Raw genomic sequence first — 14098 nt, forward strand, 5'->3', positions numbered from 1 at the left:
CCGGAAAAGATCGCTGGCAGGTTTAAGCCTTGGTAAATTGCAAAGCCGCTGTGCCAGTGTTGCACACTGTTTTTGTCTTTGCGGCGGGTGAAAGCTGCCCCGCGATCGGCTAGACTGATGCCATGAACAGGCCGCTCTTTTCCGATTCCCCCACCAATCTTGCCGAGATGTCCGTGTCGGAGCTCTCAGGCTCGATCAAGCGCACGGTGGAAACCGCCTTCGACCATGTGCGCGTGCGTGGTGAAATCTCCGGCTATCGCGGCCCGCATTCCTCGGGCCATGCCTATTTCTCCCTGAAGGATGATAAGGCCCGTATCGATGCGGTGATCTGGAAGGGCTCGTTCTCCAAGCTGCGCTTTCGCCCGGAAGAGGGCATGGAAGTGATTGCCACCGGCAAGATCACCACCTTTCCCGGTTCCTCGAAATACCAGATCGTCATCGAGGCGCTGGAACCGGCCGGTGCCGGTGCGCTGATGGCGCTGATCGAGGAGCGCAAGAGGAAGCTTGCCGCCGAAGGCCTATTTGATCCGGCGGCCAAGCAATTGCTGCCCTTCATGCCGCAGGTGATCGGCGTCATCACCTCGCCGACCGGCGCCGTGATCCGAGATATACTGCACCGCATCGCCGACCGCTTTCCGGTGCATGTCATCGTCTGGCCGGTCAAGGTGCAAGGCGAGGGCTCTGGCGACGAGGTGGCGAGCGCCATTCGCGGCTTCAACGCGCTTGGGCCGGATGGGCCGATCAAGCGGCCGGATGTACTGATCGTTGCGCGCGGCGGCGGCAGTCTTGAGGATCTCTGGAGCTTCAACGATGAAGCGGTGGTGCGGGCTGCTGCGGAAAGCCATATTCCGCTGATTTCGGCCGTCGGCCACGAGACGGACTGGACGCTGATCGACCATGCCGCCGATGTGCGTGCGCCAACGCCGACCGGGGCTGCCGAAATGGCGGTGCCGGTAAAGGCCGATCTTCAGGCGCAGATTGCTGCGCTGTCTGCGCGCCTGCGTGGCTGCTCCTCGCGCCAGATGGACACACGCCGGCAAAACCTGAAGGCACTGGTGCGCGCGCTGCCCTCGCTTGATCAGTTGCTGGCTCTGCCGCGCCGTCGCTTTGATGAGGCGGCGATGGGGCTTGGCCGCGGGCTGGAAAAGACGGCGCTGGTCAAGCGCGGCAGTCTGGAGCGGGCAAAGGCCGGGCTGCGGCTCGAACTCCTGACGGTTCGGCTGGCCGAGCGCCGACGGCATATTGTTGAACACGTGCTGCGCACCGATCGCTGTCTGGAGCGCCAGCTGATGCGCGAGCGCGGCCGCATCGGCCGGGTCGAAGTGTCGCTTGCGGCGCTGCCGGCCAGGCTTGTTACCCATATCGGCCGCGAGCGCCTGCAGCTGACTGCGCTGATGCGCCATGCCGACAGTTCCATGCGCAATGCCATGGGCCAGCGGCTGGCGGCAGTGGCTGCGCAGGACCGGGTATTGCAATCGCTCTCCTACAAGAATGTTCTGCAGCGCGGCTATGCCGTGGTGCGTGACGAGAATGACCAGCCCTTGACGCGAGCTGAGGCGATTGCCGCAGGTGCCGCGATTACGCTGGAATTTGCCGATGGGCGCATCTCGGCGCTGGCGGGCGAGGGTTCAGAGCCGCTGGTCTCGACCCCGTCATCCTCTGCGCCCACTTCAAAAAAGCGCAGTGCAAAGCCCGTGGAACCTGCAGAGGGCCCGCCGAAACAGGGTAGCCTGTTTTAACCGCCTTCGAACGCCGCCAGATAGGTTGCCAGCAGCCGGTCCAGCGCCTGGAAATCCTCGCGCGTCAGAGCCTCCGTCATGCGGTGTTGGTTTTTCATATGCGCGGTTACGGCGCGGTCAATGGTGTCGAAACCCTTCTCAGTCAGGCCGATCAGCGTGCTGCGGCCATCCTGCGGGTGGGCGATGCGTGCCACCAGTCCCTGTTTTTCCAGCTGGTCGATGCGATTGGTCATGGTGCCAGAGGTCACCATGGTCGCGGCGAGCAGATCGCCTGGAGACAGTTGGTGGGGTTCGTCTGCGCGGCGCAGCGTGGCCAGCACGTCGAAACTCGCCCGGTTCAGCCCGTGTTCGGCAAGGGTTGCGTCTGTCTCGCGCACGAGATGGGCATGTAGCCGGCCCAGGCGACCGAGAAGCCCCATGGGTGCCGTATCGAGGTCAGGCCGCGCGCCCTGCCATTGCTTTAGAATTCTATCGACATGATCCATGCCGCCACTATCGCCGCATTTATCTTGACGTCAAGATAAATGGAAATGCGTCTCATGTCCCGCCTTACCGATATCGGCCTGACGGCCCTTGCCCCGGCTATCTGGGGATCGACCTATATCGTCACCACGCAGCTCCTGCCTGCGGGCGTGCCGCTGAGCGTGGCCGCGCTGCGGGCGCTGCCGGCCGGCCTGCTGCTGCTTCTCATCGTTCGCCAGCTGCCGCAGGGCGCGTGGTGGTGGAAAAGCTTTGTGCTCGGTGCCCTGAACTTTGCCCTCTTCTGGGCTTGCCTTTTCGTCGCGGCCTATCGCCTGCCGGGCGGGGTGGCGGCCACTGTCGGTGCCGTGCAGCCGCTGGTGGTGATAGGCTTGGCGCGCCTCTGGATCGGCACGCCGATCCGGTTTGGCGCCATTCTGGCCGGTCTCGCCGGGCTTTGCGGTGTGGCCATGCTGGTCTTGCGGCCAGGCGCCGGGCTTGATCCGCTGGGTGTGGCAGCCGGGCTTGCCGGCGCCGTGTCCATGGGATGCGGCACGGTCCTCAGCCGCCATTGGAAGCCACCCGTTTCGCCGCTCACCTTCACCGCATGGCAGCTGACAGCAGGCGGCCTGCTTCTCATGCCGGCTGCCCTGATGTTGGAACCGATGATCCCGGTGCCGACCCTTGGCAACCTGATTGGCTTTGTCTATCTCGGTCTGATCGGCGCTGCCTTTACCTATCTGCTTTGGTTCCGTGGCCTTGCCCGCATTGGGCCGTCCGCGGCTTCAGCGCTCGGTTTCCTCAGCCCTGTTGTCGCCGTGCTGCTCGGTTGGAGCCTGCTGGGTCAAGGGCTGGATGGCGTGCAGGGTCTCGGCGTGGCGCTAGTTCTGGCAAGCGTCTGGGCAGCGCAGAAAAGTGCCGCCAAGGGCTGACGGGAAACACGCGGCCATCGCCCATCCTCGAAGGGTCTGGCGTCCGCACAAGACGCGCGATGATCGAGAAAGATACAACCTTCGAAACTAAAAGTTGACATATAGGCGCAATGCCTCTATTCATGGTTTATCGAATTTTGCTTGTTTAGCTTTGGTTATCGCGCCGCCTCGTGTGTGTGCTCTGGACGAACTTCCTTTCAAAAATCGCCACCATACTCTGCATCACGTCGTGATGCGGATAATCTCAACGCGCTATGAAAGGGTTCATCATGACCACTGGCACAGTAAAATGGTTTAATTCCACCAAGGGTTTCGGCTTCATCCAGCCTGACAACGGCGGCGCTGACGCCTTCGTTCACATCTCTGCCGTCGAACGCGCTGGCATGCGCGAAATCGTCGAAGGCCAGAAGATCGGCTACGACCTCGAGCGCGACGCAAAGTCGGGCAAGATGTCGGCCTGCAATCTTCAGGCTGCCTGAACAGAACGGGGTCCGTTTGCTTTGACCGCGGATGTACCGGCACTGTTGAACACATGATCCCGAATGAGGTCAGGCACTTGCCTGGCCTTTTTTTTGTTTTTGTCGAGCGAAGATCCAACTTGAGGAGGATTGATATGACTGAGACCTATAGCAAGCCGCGCCAGCAGGCCGAAATTGCTTTCGGCAAGACGCAATCGCAGTTCCTGTCGCGCGACCGCGCCCATGAGGAACTTGATGCCGTCGTCGTGGCCCGTGACGAAAAGACCCAGCGCCTGCGCGAAGCGCGTCTGGCCAAGGAAGAAGAAGCCCGTGCACTGGTGACTGCTGCACCGGCACCCAAGCGCGCCCGCAAGACATAAAAGACCCGCCCCGGCTGACCGGGACGAGCAATGTGGCAGAGAAAGCCATCCTTCTGTCGTCAGACAGGATTGTGTTTCACGCCCATTCGCCCTTGCGCATGACAGGCACTTTCGAGCCATCAGCGCGCATGCCATCGATATCCACCTTGTCGGACCCGATCATCCAGTCGATATGAATGAGCGAGGAATTGCCTCCCTGTGCGCGGATCTGATCCGGCGTCAAGGATGCGCCGTCGAGGAAGCATTTCGAATAGCACTGTCCCAGCGCGATGTGGCAGGAGGCATTCTCGTCAAACAGCGTGTTGTAGAACAGCACGCCCGAGGCTGAAATCGGCGAGGAATGCGGCACCAGCGCCACTTCGCCCAGGCGCCGTGCGCCTTCATCCGTATCCAGCACCTTGGTGAGCACGGTTTCGCCCTTTAAGGCCTTGGCCTCGACAATACGTCCGGCCTCAAAGCGCACCTGGATATTGTCGATCAGCGTTCCCTGGTGCGAAAGCGGCTTGGTGGAGGAAACGATGCCCTCCACCTTCAGCGCATGTGGCGTGGTGAACACCTCTTCCGTCGGGATATTGGGATTGCAGGTCACGCCATTCTTGGCGGTCGAAGCGCCGCCATGCCATTCATGACCATCGGCAAGACCGACGGTGAGATCCGTGCCGGGGCCGGTAAAATGCAGCGCGGCAAACCGTTCGCCGTTCAGCCAGCTGGACCGCTTCTTCAGATTGGCATTGTGGTCGTTCCAGGCGGCAATCGGATCCGGTGTGTTGATGCGCGAGGCCGAAAAAATCGCCTCCGCCAGCAGGTGAACGGCCTCTTCCTCGCTGACGCCGGGAAACACCTGGCGCGCCCAGGCCGGGTTGGGATAGGAGCAGATATGCCAGTTGATGTCGAAATTGGAGATCTTTTCCAGGGCCGGCTTATAGGCAATGGAATTGGCCTTGTTGGCGCGCGCCACTTTTTCCGGATCGGCACTGGCCAGCATCATCGGGTTTTCGCCGGAAATCGCCAAACGTGCAGCGCCCTGGTCATAGGCCTTGGCCATGCCCTCATAGAGCCAGCCTGACGCCTTGTCGAAGCTGGCATCCGGCGCATGGGCATAGCGGGCAAGCACGGTTTCTTCATCGGAATAGAAGGTGGTGACGAGACCGGCGCCGGCCTTGTAGGCATGGCTGGTGATGAGGCGCACGAGCGGCAGCGCGGAAATCGGCGCGGTGATGACGAGGTCCTGATGGCGCTGCAATTGCAGGCCGACCTTGACGGCGACTTCCGCCAGCCTGTCCAGTTTCACCGGGTCGATGGCGGTTTCGATCTTGGAATGAAGGGTCATGGGCTCAACCTGTCTTTCGCATTATTCAATCAGGACATTGTGGGGCGGGTGTGCGCATCGCTCAGCCCTCGGCAATGACGGCGGCGATGATGGCGTCAAGAAACCGCGCGGCATCGGTTGGGGAAAGCCGCAGCTGCAGCCCGCGCTGGCCGCCATTCACATAGACGAGCGGTTCGGACAGGGCGGTCGCTTCAATGGCTGTCGGCACGTTCTTTTTCTGGCCGAAGGGGCTGATGCCGCCCACCACGTAACCAGTCGTCTTTTCGGCAGAAGCGGGCTTCATCATGGCGGCGGATTTGCCGCCAAAGGCTGCGGCGAGTTTCTTCATCGACACTTCGCGATCCGAGGGCACGACGACGCAGACCGGTCTGCCATCCACCTCGGCCATCAGTGTTTTCAAGACGCGGTGCGGCTCCTCGCCGATCGCCTCTGCCGCCTGAAGGCCAATGCGCTCGGCACCGGGGTCGTAGTCATAGCTATGCGCCGTAAATGCGATGCCGGCCTTGGCAAGCGCCTGGGTGGCGCGCGTGGTCCTGGACATGAAAGGCCTATTGCGGTTCAGCGGGAGGAAAACAGGGCCTCATAGGTTTCAGGCTTGAAGCCGACCGTCAAGCCGCCATGGGTTTCCAGCACCGGCCGCTTGATCAGCGAGGGCTGCGCCTGCATCAGTGCGATCGCCTTGTCGCGGTCAAGGCCCGCTTTGTCTTCGTCCGATAGCTTGCGGAAGGTTGTGCCCGCCTTGTTGAGGATGGCTTCCCAGCCCAGCGCATCGGACCATGCCATGAGATGTGCAGAATCGATGCTGTCTGCCTTGTAATCATGGAACCGGTAGGCGACGCCATGGGCTTCCAGCCACAGGCGGGCCTTCTTCATCGTGTCGCAATTCTTGATTCCGTAGATAGTGATCATGCTGTCTCCTTCGTCGATTGGCGGCGCGATCTGGCGCGCAATGCTCAAGAAATTACCAAATGGTAAAGCTCCGATGTCGGGTCATGCACCTCTTGCATGGCTCCCATCGAACCTTGTGCGTTGCGGAAACCCGCCTCGAATCCCATATTTAGGGCATCACAAAGGAGATGAACATGTCTACGAAGATCAACAGCATGCGCGGTGGCTTTATCGGTCGTGCCATCGCTGTTTTCGGTGCAGCCGCTGCCGCTTCCGCCGCCGTTGAAGGTGGTCGCAAGCCCCAGTCGCGCGACCTGGTGACGCTTGGCATCGACCCCAAGGCATTCGACAACATGTAATGTGACCGGCTGGCTGGCCCGCATTCAGGCGGGCCGGGCAGCGATCAATGGGGAGGTGTATGCGCGTGCCCCAAAGCCCCGCAGATCACGCCTTTTAGAAGGGGTGCTGTTGGCGATGCAAAGCCAAAAAGCATACTTTGGCATATCTGCCGCTTTTTTACGCCCTTAAGTTGCCGTTAAACATGTTGGAGCATTCTTTCGCAAACCGCGGGAGGACGTGTTGAACGCGCTTGCACAGAATACAGACAATCAAGACACGAAAACACCCGGTGATGAGGCGCTTCGCCATGCGGTCGCAAAGCTGGCCCAGGAGGCTTCGGCGCTCGGTCTGCATCTGGTGGATATCGCTGGAACGATCCAGGATACAGCCGCACAGTCCTCCGAGCAGACCGCTTTTCTGACCCGTGCCACGGGTTCGGCGCAATCCATTGCGGCAGCCAACCGTCAGGTGGCGCAGGCGCTGGGCGAAACCGACAAACTGGCCAGCAGCGCACGCACCGTGCTGGGCGAGCAGGCCAAGCAACTGGATGGTTCCATCCACGCCATCGACCACATGGTCACGGCATCGCAGGATATAGGCACGGAAATCCGCTCGTTTTCCGCCGCACTTGCCGATGTTGGCCGGCTTGCCGATGAGATCGGCACGATCGCGCGCCAGACCAATCTTCTGGCGTTGAACGCCGCTATCGAAGCAGCGCGGGCCGGAGATGCTGGCAAGGGCTTTGCCGTGGTGGCTTCCGAAGTGCGTGCTCTGTCGCTTCAGACCTCTCAAACGACATCGTCGATCCAGCAGACCTTGCTGCATCTCAGCCAGCGCATCGAAAAACTGATCATCGCGGGCGAGGGCGCACGGGTTTCTGCCGAGGGTGTGAAATCCACGGCCATGGACGTGCAGGGCTCCTTCCACGAGGTGGAACAGGTGATGGCGCGCATTCTGGACGGCGCCTCGGCGCTCGCTCAAACCACGGAAAGCGTCGATCGCGAATGCAGCGAATTTGCCGGCACGATTGCCGTGACTGCCGGTGCAGTGCTGAAATCCAATGACCAGTTGCAGAAGGCCTCTGCTCGCGTTGGTGAAGTGGTGACGATTTCCGAGAGGATGATCCAAGCCACCGCAAGTGCCGGCCTCGAAACCCCCGATACACCCTATATCAACAGCGTGATGCAGATTGCCGGCGAGGTCAGCCGGTTGTTCGAAGAGGCGGTGCGCAGCGGCCGTATCGATATGGGCGCGCTGTTTGACCGGCGATATCGGCCGATTGCCGGATCCGACCCGGTGCAATATCTCGCACGCTTTACCGACTTTACCGATGCCGTGCTGCCGCCCTTGCAGGAGCGGGTGGCGGCAAGCGACGAGCGCATCGCCTTCTGCGCCGCCATCGACGAGAATGGCTACCTGCCGACCCATAACAAGAAATTCTCGCAGCCGCAGCGTTCCGGTGACGTGACCTGGAATACGGCCAATTGTCGCAACCGGCGCATTTTCAACGATCGTGTCGGCCTTGCAGCCGGTCGCAGCAATGCGCCGTTTCTGCTGCAGACCTATCGCCGCGATATGGGCGGCGGGCAGTTCGTGCTGATGAAGGATATTTCGGCACCGATCAGCGTCAATGGCCGGCACTGGGGCGGCATGCGGCTGGCCATCCGCGCCTGAAACCCGTGCGCTCTCATGCCTTTGGCGCCATGGCCGACCAGGTGGGCCGGCTGACATTCTGCAAGAGTTCAGGCGCCACGCCATCGATGCGGGCCATCACCGCCTTTGCCAGTTCACGGCCGGCTTGGCGGACATCCTCGTTGATCGTGTGGATTTCGGGGCGGATCCAGTTGAGGAATTCGGCCGATTGTTTTGACACCAGATCGACCTCGACACCCAGCTGCTTGCCCGCCGCTTCCAGCCCGGCAATCATCGCGATGCTGGAACTGCCGCTGATCGAGATGATGCCGTCCGGCGGATCGGCCGAGCGCATCAGCGCCTCCATATGGGTGCGCACATCATCAAGCGGCGCCTCGCTGGTCAGGCGGCCCATGGCGGTCTCGGTGGCGCCGAATTGGGCCAGCGCCCGCTCGAAACCGTTTCGCGTGTGCAGGTAGTAGGAAAGCTTGGAGGGCGGGGCGAGCAGCGCAATGCGCCGGCGCCCACGCAAGACAAGCCTTTCCACCGCCTGAAAAGCGAAGCTCTCATTGTCGAAATCATAATAGGGATGCACGATGCCCATATCCGTGCGGCCATGGGTGGCGAAGGGGAAGTTCCGCTCGCTCATCAGCATGACGCGCGCATCATCGGGCGCCGTGCGGGAAATGATCATGCCATCTGCCGAGCCCGTGTCGAGAATATAGCGGATCGGCACCATCGGATCCTTCTGGTGCGCATGCGGGGTCAGCACCAGGTGATACTGGGTGCCTGCCAGAACCTCGGAAATACCGAACATCATCTGGCTGGTGAAGCCCATCAGCTCTTCCTCGATGGACAGCACCAGCGCAATGACATTGGTCTTGCCGGTGCGCAGGCGCACGCCCGCCCGATTGGGCTGGTAGCCGAGTTGTGCCGCCACCAGCCGCACGCGCTCCTTGGTATCGGCGCCGATATCCGGCGCATCCTTCAGCGCCCGCGATACGGTCGTGATGCCAAGCCCGGTCATATAGGCGATCGTTTTCAATGTCGGACGTCCGCCCGATGCCGGCTGCCTCAGCGGCTTTGAGATAATGCTGTCATCCATGCGTCTTCACCCGATTCCAAGCGACCGACTATAGTTCCTCCGGCGTGACGTGGAAACAGTGCGCCCCCTGCGGTCTAACCCTCTCCCAAATTTCATAACTGTAACGTTGCAGTGACTTTGTCGAGTGGGCTTTCACGGCGCAGTCCTGTCCGATCAATTTTGGATTGTACAACGCAAACGCACAGGTGATGCTGCAACTGCGAAATAAAGACCTTCTCAAAAATCGCGAAAAAAGTATAAAAACCAAAACTTTGATCCGAAGTTCTCCCAGGGCGGCTTCTCAAGTTGACCACAATCATTGAGGGAAAGTCTATAGGTTAAAAAATTTTACAAGGATTAGAGGTTGCGTCGTCGGTGAACTTGGCATAGCTTTTTTACGGCAACGTTTCAGTGAGGGAGGAGACTCATGAATATGCGTGCATTGAGAGCGATACTCGTGGCCAGTGTGATGCTGCCTGCGGTTCATGCAAGCGCGACGGACCTGGAAGTAACCCATTGGTGGACATCGGGCGGAGAGGCGGCGGCGGTGAAGGAACTCGCCACGGCCTTCGATGCCACGGGCAACAAATGGATCGATGGCGCGATCGCCGGTTCCGGCGGCACCGCCCGCCCGATCATGATCAGCCGCATTACCGGTGGCGACCCGATGGGTGCCACCCAGTTCAACCATGGCCGCCAGGCCGAGGAACTGGCCAAATCCGGCATGATGCGCGACCTGACGGCGGTTGCCGAAAAGGAAAAATGGAAGGACATCATCAAGCCGGCCAGCCTGCTTGCCAGCTGCACGATCGACGGCAAGATCTATTGCGCGCCGGTCAATATCCATTCCTGGCAATGGCTGTGGCTGTCCAATGCCGCCTTCAAGACGGCAGGCGTTGCCGTGCCGAAGAACTGGGACGAGTTCGTCGCAGCGGCACCGGCGCTTGAAAAGGCGGGCATTATTCCGCTCGCCATCGGCGGCCAGCCCTGGCAGAGCACCGGCGCCTTCAACGTGCTGATGATCGCCATTGCCGGAAAGCCCACCTTCGAGAAGGTGTTCTCCGACAAGGACGAAAAGGTCGCGGCCGGTCCCGAGATCGCCAAGGTGTTCAAGGCTGCCGACGATGCGCGCCGTATGTCCAAGGGCAGCAATGTGCAGGACTGGAACCAGGCGACCAATATGGTGATCACCGCCAAGGCTGGCGGCCAGATCATGGGTGACTGGGCGCAGGGTGAGTTTGCGCTCGCCAAGCAGAAGGCCGGAGTCGATTATACCTGCCTGCCGGGCCTGGGTGTGAACGAAGTGATCTCGACCGATGGCGATGCCTTCTACTTCCCCGTTCTAAAGGACGCGGCAAAGTCCAAGGCGCAGGAAGCTCTGGCCTCCACCATTGTCAGCCCGAAGGTACAGGTGGCCTTTAACCTGAAAAAGGGATCGCTGCCGATCCGTGGCGATATCGATCTTGCCGCGGCCAATGACTGCATGAAGAAGGGTCTGGAGATCCTTGCCAAGGGCAATGTGGTGCGAAGCGTCAACCAGCTGGTTTCCGCCGATACCCAGAAGCAGCTCGAGGATCTGTTCTCCGAATTCTTCGCTAAGCCCTCGATGACACCGGTTGATGCGCAGAAGCGCTTTGCCGCGATCATCGCCTCTGCCGACTGACAATGTCTTGACGGCACCGGCAGGTGTTTGCGCCTGCCGGATCGCCATGCCGAAGCGATGGAAGGCATGGCGCCCGCAAGGATCGTGGCTGCTGAAATGCGGCCGCTGTCCGGTCCGCTCTGTGCCTGTGGCACGGTTGGGGCCTAAAATTGCAGCCAATGAGGAGGATCCTGCCGCATGCGGTCTCATGTGCCGGCTGGCCGGCCAAGCCAGCTCTTTCGAAACCTGAATTCCAAGATCGCCTCCATCCCGATGATCTTGATCGCCGTTGGCGTGTTTCTCGGCGGCACGATCTGGACAGTGCTTTACTCGTTCACGCGTTCTGGCCTTTTGCCGCGCCTGTCCTTTGTCGGGCTCGACCAGTATGAGCGGCTATGGGCTGCCCCGCGCTGGATCATCTCGATCCAGAATCTGGCGATCTACGGCATTCTGTCGCTGATCTTCAGCCTGGCCATCGGCTTCCTGCTGGCGGCGCTGATGGACCAGAAGATCCGCTTCGAAAACACTTTCCGAACGATCTTCCTTTACCCCTTTGCGCTGTCCTTCATCGTCACGGGCCTGGTCTGGCAATGGATCCTCAACCCGGAATATGGCGTGCAATCCGTCGTGCGCAGCCTTGGCTGGACGACATTTGAATTCGATCCTCTCTACAATCCCGAGATCGTCATCTATGGCGTGCTGATAGCCGGCCTGTGGCAGGGCACGGGGCTGGTCATGTGCCTGATGCTGGCCGGTCTTCGCGGTATTGACGAGGATATCTGGAAGGCCTCGCGCGTCGATGGCATCCCCATGTGGAGAACCTACATCTTCATCGTCATTCCGATGATGCGACCGGTCTTTATCACCACGCTGGTGATCATCGCGAGCGGCATCGTCAAGGTCTATGATCTGGTGGTGGCGCAGACGAGCGGCGGACCGGGCATCGCCTCGGAAGTGCCGGCAAAATACGTCTATGACTACATGTTCCAGGCACAGAATCTCGGCCAGGGCTTTGCCGCCTCGACCATGATGCTGCTGACGGTGGCCATCATCATCATCCCCTGGGCCTATCTTGAATTTGGAGGAAGGAAGCGTGGCTAATTCAAGCGCTCTCCAGTCCGCCACTTCCGGTCCCGACGCCCTGTCGGGCAGGCTTGGGTCCGGTCCGAGCGGCCGCAAGCCCCGCCGTATGCTGTCGCGCCGCAACATCATCCTTTACGGGTTGCTGGGCCTGGCCGCTCTCTATTATCTCTTGCCGCTCTACGTGATGATCGTCACCTCCATGAAGGGCATGCCCGAAATCCGCCTGGGCAATATTTTCTCGCCGCCGGTGGAAATTACCTTCGAGCCCTGGGCAAAGGCCTGGTCCAGCGCCTGTACCGGCTTGAATTGCGATGGGCTTTCGCGCGGCTTCTGGAACTCGGTGCGCATTCTCGTGCCCTCCGTCGCCGTGTCGATCGCGGTCGCCTCGGTCAGCGGCTATGCGCTTGCCAACTGGCGCTTCAAGGGCTCGAACGTGTTCTTCTCGATCCTCATCGTCGGCGCCTTCATTCCCTATCAGGTGATGATCTATCCAATCGTCATCCTGCTGAGGGAACTGGGCATTTACGGCACGCTGACCGGCCTCGTCATCGTCCACACCATCTTTGGCATGCCGATCCTGACGCTGCTGTTTCGCAATTATTTCACCTCGCTGCCGGAAGAACTGTTCAAGGCGGCACGCATTGATGGCGCGGGCTTCTGGCAGATCTATTTCCGCATCATGCTGCCCATGGCGCTGCCGATCTTCGTCGTGGCGATGATCCTGCAGGTGACCGGCATCTGGAACGACTTCCTGTTCGGGGTCGTGTTCACCCGCCCCGACAGCTATCCGATGACCGTGCAGCTCAACAATATCGTCAATTCCGTTCAGGGGGTGAAGGAATACAATGTCAACATGGCCGCCACGCTGCTGACCGGTGCTGTGCCCCTCATCGTCTATTTCGTCTCCGGCAGATTGTTTGTCCGCGGTATTGCCGCCGGCGCAGTAAAGGGCTGATTTCCATGGCCAATAGCGTTTCCATTCGTGACCTCTCCCTATCCTTCGGGGCTGTTACGGTTCTCAAAGACCTCAACCTCGATATTCACGATGGCGAGTTCATCGTGCTGCTTGGCTCGTCGGGCTGCGGCAAGTCCACGCTTTTGAACTGCATTGCCGGCCTGCTGGAGCCGACGGAAGGGCAGATCTTCATCAAGGACCGCAATGTCACCTGGGAAGAGCCGAAGGATCGCGGCATCGGCATGGTGTTCCAGTCCTATGCGCTTTATCCGCAGATGAGCGTGGAAAAGAACCTCTCCTTCGGCCTGCAAGTGGCCAAGGTGCCAAAGGCGGAAATTGACAAGCGCGTGGCGCGAGCATCGGAAATCCTGCAGATCGGCCCGCTTTTAAAGCGCAAGCCGGCGGAATTGTCCGGCGGTCAGCGCCAGCGCGTCGCGATCGGCCGGGCGCTGGTGCGCGATGTCGATGTCTTTCTGTTTGACGAGCCGCTGTCCAATCTCGATGCCAAGCTGCGCTCGGAACTGCGCGTCGAAATCAAGCGGCTGCACCAGCAGTTGAAGAACACGATGATCTATGTGACGCATGACCAGATCGAGGCGCTGACGCTGGCCGATCGCATCGCCATCATGAAAAGTGGTGTCATCCAGCAGCTGGATGATCCGATCGTTATCTACAACAAGCCGAAAAACCTGTTCGTTGCCGGTTTCATCGGCTCGCCCTCGATGAATTTCCTCTCTGGCGAAATAGTTGAGGAAGGCGGTCGTGCGGCCTTTCGCACCCATGGTACCAGTTTCTCGCTGGAAGGCTATCAGACATCCGAGCCGTTGAAGGCCGGGCGCAAGGTCGTGTTGGGCGTGCGGCCGGAGCATATCGCCGTTGATAGCGATATCATGCACAGCGAGGTGCACGAGGCGATTGTAGATATCGAGGAGCCGATGGGGGCCGATAATCTTTTGTGGCTGAACCATGCGGGACACCTGATGTCGGTGCGTATTGGCGGCGCTCGCCGCTATTCCCCCGGAGCAAAGGTGCGCATGGCCTTCGACATGAGCATGGCATCGCTGTTTGATGCCGAGACGGAAGATCGCATCTGATGGTCGTGCCGTGCAGACAGAATGCCCTCTCTGGCCTGCCGGCCATTTCCCCCACACGGGGGGAGACCGCGAGCCGCTATCGG

At 60.4% G+C, this 14098-nt stretch carries 15 protein-coding genes; 10 read left to right on the plus strand and 5 right to left on the minus strand.

All coding sequences use genetic code 11. From position 1 onward, the window contains the following. Positions 1-122 precede the first annotated feature (122 nt). Positions 123-1739 carry an exodeoxyribonuclease VII large subunit gene (gene xseA, locus E8M77_RS06010; RefSeq protein ID WP_137129706.1) on the plus strand — a complete coding sequence of 539 codons (1617 nt, stop codon included), beginning with the start codon at positions 123-125 and terminating at the stop codon, positions 1737-1739. Here xseA and E8M77_RS06015 read toward each other — a convergent pair. Next, entirely contained in the window at positions 1736-2224 is a 489-nt protein-coding gene (locus E8M77_RS06015) for a MarR family transcriptional regulator (RefSeq protein ID WP_137129707.1), read from the minus strand. The two genes, xseA and E8M77_RS06015, sit on opposite strands and share 4 nt — an antisense overlap. A gap of 45 nt (positions 2225-2269) precedes the next feature. On the opposite strand from E8M77_RS06015, the gene E8M77_RS06020 reads away from it, so the two are divergent. From E8M77_RS06020 to E8M77_RS06030, 3 genes are all read left to right on the plus strand, one after another. Then, positions 2270-3130: an EamA family transporter gene (locus E8M77_RS06020; protein WP_137129708.1), complete on the plus strand. Its 861-nt coding sequence runs from the start codon at positions 2270-2272 to the stop codon at positions 3128-3130. Between the two features lie 269 nt (positions 3131-3399). After that, on the plus strand, positions 3400-3609 hold the full coding sequence (locus tag E8M77_RS06025) for a cold-shock protein (protein ID WP_047514662.1): 210 nt from the start codon (positions 3400-3402) through the stop codon (positions 3607-3609). A gap of 134 nt (positions 3610-3743) precedes the next feature. After that, positions 3744-3968: a hypothetical protein gene (locus tag E8M77_RS06030; RefSeq protein ID WP_137129709.1), complete on the plus strand. Its 225-nt coding sequence runs from the start codon at positions 3744-3746 to the stop codon at positions 3966-3968. A gap of 76 nt (positions 3969-4044) precedes the next feature. Here the strand turns inward: E8M77_RS06030 and E8M77_RS06035 are convergent, their stop codons facing one another. From E8M77_RS06035 to E8M77_RS06045, 3 genes are all read right to left on the minus strand, one after another. After that, entirely contained in the window at positions 4045-5298 is a 1254-nt protein-coding gene (locus E8M77_RS06035) for an aminopeptidase (protein ID WP_137129710.1), read from the minus strand. Positions 5299-5359: 61 nt separating this feature from the next. Further along, positions 5360-5839 carry a Cys-tRNA(Pro) deacylase gene (gene ybaK, locus E8M77_RS06040; protein WP_137129711.1) on the minus strand — a complete coding sequence of 160 codons (480 nt, stop codon included), beginning with the start codon at positions 5837-5839 and terminating at the stop codon, positions 5360-5362. 17 nt (positions 5840-5856) lie between these two features. Further along, positions 5857-6207 (minus strand): ArsC family reductase, encoded by a 351-nt coding sequence (locus E8M77_RS06045; RefSeq protein WP_137129712.1) that lies wholly within the window; start codon positions 6205-6207, stop codon positions 5857-5859. 173 nt (positions 6208-6380) lie between these two features. Here E8M77_RS06045 and E8M77_RS23845 point away from each other — a divergent pair, with 173 nt between their 5' ends. Beyond that, positions 6381-6545, plus strand: a complete 165-nt coding sequence (locus E8M77_RS23845) for a hypothetical protein (protein ID WP_170975764.1) — start codon at positions 6381-6383, stop codon at positions 6543-6545. A gap of 220 nt (positions 6546-6765) precedes the next feature. Then, positions 6766-8199, plus strand: a complete 1434-nt coding sequence (locus E8M77_RS06050) for a methyl-accepting chemotaxis protein (RefSeq protein ID WP_246659142.1) — start codon at positions 6766-6768, stop codon at positions 8197-8199. A gap of 13 nt (positions 8200-8212) precedes the next feature. Here E8M77_RS06050 and E8M77_RS06055 read toward each other — a convergent pair whose 3' ends face one another. Next, positions 8213-9262 (minus strand): LacI family transcriptional regulator, encoded by a 1050-nt coding sequence (locus E8M77_RS06055; protein WP_137129713.1) that lies wholly within the window; start codon positions 9260-9262, stop codon positions 8213-8215. 406 nt (positions 9263-9668) lie between these two features. Between E8M77_RS06055 and E8M77_RS06060 the strand changes: the two genes are divergently transcribed. The 4 genes from E8M77_RS06060 (at position 9669) to E8M77_RS06075 (ending at position 14015) form a co-directional block, all read left to right on the plus strand. After that, positions 9669-10904 (plus strand): ABC transporter substrate-binding protein, encoded by a 1236-nt coding sequence (locus E8M77_RS06060; protein ID WP_137129714.1) that lies wholly within the window; start codon positions 9669-9671, stop codon positions 10902-10904. 177 nt (positions 10905-11081) lie between these two features. After that, entirely contained in the window at positions 11082-11984 is a 903-nt protein-coding gene (locus E8M77_RS06065) for a sugar ABC transporter permease (protein WP_137129715.1), read from the plus strand. After that, positions 11977-12921 (plus strand): carbohydrate ABC transporter permease, encoded by a 945-nt coding sequence (locus E8M77_RS06070; RefSeq protein ID WP_170975766.1) that lies wholly within the window; start codon positions 11977-11979, stop codon positions 12919-12921. Before E8M77_RS06065 ends, E8M77_RS06070 begins: the two co-directional genes overlap by 8 nt. A 5-nt stretch (positions 12922-12926) precedes the next feature. Then, on the plus strand, positions 12927-14015 hold the full coding sequence (locus E8M77_RS06075; protein ID WP_137129716.1) for an ABC transporter ATP-binding protein: 1089 nt from the start codon (positions 12927-12929) through the stop codon (positions 14013-14015). Positions 14016-14098 lie beyond the last annotated feature (83 nt).

This window comes from Rhizobium sp. FY34, assembly GCF_005222845.1.
Lineage (GTDB): Bacteria > Pseudomonadota > Alphaproteobacteria > Rhizobiales > Rhizobiaceae > Neorhizobium.

Excerpts from the sequence above, each read along its gene's own strand:
- E8M77_RS06065 (WP_137129715.1), top strand. The coding sequence starts at position 11,082 with ATGCGGTCTCATGTGCCGGCTGGCCGGCCAAGCCAGCTCTTTCGAAAC.
- E8M77_RS06030 (WP_137129709.1), top strand. The coding sequence starts at position 3,744 with ATGACTGAGACCTATAGCAAGCCGCGCCAGCAGGCCGAAATTGCTTTC.
- E8M77_RS06015 (WP_137129707.1), bottom strand. The coding sequence starts at position 2,224 with ATGGATCATGTCGATAGAATTCTAAAGCAATGGCAGGGCGCGCGGCCT.
- xseA (WP_137129706.1), top strand. The coding sequence starts at position 123 with ATGAACAGGCCGCTCTTTTCCGATTCCCCCACCAATCTTGCCGAGATG.
- E8M77_RS06055 (WP_137129713.1), bottom strand. The coding sequence starts at position 9,262 with ATGGATGACAGCATTATCTCAAAGCCGCTGAGGCAGCCGGCATCGGGC.
- E8M77_RS23845 (WP_170975764.1), top strand. The coding sequence starts at position 6,381 with ATGTCTACGAAGATCAACAGCATGCGCGGTGGCTTTATCGGTCGTGCC.
- E8M77_RS06045 (WP_137129712.1), bottom strand. The coding sequence starts at position 6,207 with ATGATCACTATCTACGGAATCAAGAATTGCGACACGATGAAGAAGGCC.
- E8M77_RS06075 (WP_137129716.1), top strand. The coding sequence starts at position 12,927 with ATGGCCAATAGCGTTTCCATTCGTGACCTCTCCCTATCCTTCGGGGCT.
- E8M77_RS06035 (WP_137129710.1), bottom strand. The coding sequence starts at position 5,298 with ATGACCCTTCATTCCAAGATCGAAACCGCCATCGACCCGGTGAAACTG.
- E8M77_RS06025 (WP_047514662.1), top strand. The coding sequence starts at position 3,400 with ATGACCACTGGCACAGTAAAATGGTTTAATTCCACCAAGGGTTTCGGC.
- ybaK (WP_137129711.1), bottom strand. The coding sequence starts at position 5,839 with ATGTCCAGGACCACGCGCGCCACCCAGGCGCTTGCCAAGGCCGGCATC.
- E8M77_RS06020 (WP_137129708.1), top strand. The coding sequence starts at position 2,270 with ATGCGTCTCATGTCCCGCCTTACCGATATCGGCCTGACGGCCCTTGCC.
- E8M77_RS06060 (WP_137129714.1), top strand. The coding sequence starts at position 9,669 with ATGAATATGCGTGCATTGAGAGCGATACTCGTGGCCAGTGTGATGCTG.